This is a genomic window from Elusimicrobiota bacterium, from assembly GCA_040757695.1.
Taxonomy (GTDB): Bacteria; Elusimicrobiota; UBA8919; order UBA8919; family UBA8919; genus JBFLWK01.
In genome coordinates, this window is record JBFLWK010000216.1 from 1 (window position 1) to 1,572 (window position 1,572).

A 1,572-nucleotide genomic window follows, 5' to 3' on the forward strand; every position below is an offset into this window, starting at 1 on the left:
AGTATCAAAAATAGTTTTGAGAAGGAGGACAAGATTATGTTAAAAAAGTTGATTAGAAGTGTATCATTAGGAATTATTGTAATATTCGGATTAAAATTAGTAACTTTTTTATTTGCCGTAGAGTCAGAATTTCAAAAAGAGATAAATAGACAAAAAAAGATAAGTCAACAGAAAGGATGGACTGGAAAAGATGTCCCTAGTCTTATAAAAGAATTACGGGAGAGAAAAGACGGAACGAAAGAGAGGGTAATTACCCGTTTAAGTCGTTCAAAAGATGTCAGAGCAATAGAACCTTTAGCAGAAGTAATGCTAAATAGTACTGACAAACAAGAAAGGGATTATACTGCTAGTCAATTATCTGGATTTAATGATAAAAGGATTGTTCCTATATTCAAGAAACAGGTTTTAGAAAATGGGGAACATAAAATTACAGGAGCAAGAGTTTTAATGAAACTTGGGGATAAAGAAGAAAAAGAGCTCGCATTGCCTATTTTAGAAAAATATGCAGAGGAAGGACATCCTGAGGTATTATCATATACAGAATTTACATGGCCCCAAGAAAAAGGCATTGTAACAGGAAAAAGAGTTTATTACAATAAACATAGAGCAAAAAAAATTATAGAAAGACTTCTTAACCATAAAGATGAAGTGATTCGTGCAAGAGCAGTATATTATTTATATACTGATATGAATGACAAGGGAATAGTAAATTCAAAGATAGAAGAAATCCTTAAATCAAATAACCCCAGAGTAAAAGATATAGGTAAATCTATATTAAGACAAATTGGAGACGAAAAAAGTAAAAAGAGATTACAAGAGTTAGAATATCAAGAATTACAAAAGGAATTAAAAGAAGTAGAACAGAAAAGAGATAAAAAGGAAAGGTAAGAAATGAAGACAATTTACAGAAAATATTTTTTATTATTTTGTAGTATTGGCTTTCAATTATTTTTATCTACTGATTTATTTTCATATGACCGTATTAGAGCAGTAAATTATGCCGATACATGGGCATATAGTCGGAATACAGACAAATATTATGACTATGAAAATGTTGGCGGTGATTGCACTAATTTTGTTTCACAATGTTTAATAGCAGGTGGAATTCGTTTTGGTTCAGGACAGGCTTCTTATATTGACGATAAGGGGTGTATAATCAGGGTAGCAGATATGCCAGGTGCTTTACAAAATTTTCACGGTGCAACGATTAGTGTAAATACGATACCATCTAACCTTAAAGTTGGTGATGTTATCTCTTTGGGTGATAATGAAGACCCATATATACATACTATTTTTGTAGTTCAACCGGGCAATACTGCTGATACTTTATTAGTTGCATCTCATACAGATGATAGTTATGGTAGACCATTACAGGTTTATGTAGATAGAGGTTATACAATATTTAGATATATTCAGATTCCTGATTCCCCAATTGCAAAGCATGTTGAAATCCAACAAAATTATCAGATTAAATATCATGGTTATCATAATTATGAGACCAATCAGTTAGTTGTTCATATTTCAGAAATTGTTGGGATTGGAGAGATAAAACTTAAAATAGTTTTTGACACA

Annotated in this window: 2 protein-coding genes; both read left to right on the forward strand. The window is 31.1% G+C overall.

Annotation, left to right across the window (positions count from 1 at the left end):
* The coding region (locus AB1349_14255) for a hypothetical protein (GenBank protein MEW6558488.1) at positions 1–888 on the forward strand (888 nt) is incomplete at its 5' end.
* Between the two features lie 3 nt (positions 889–891).
* Positions 892–1,572 (forward strand): amidase domain-containing protein (locus tag AB1349_14260; protein MEW6558489.1); only part of this gene is annotated, 681 nt, incomplete at its 3' end.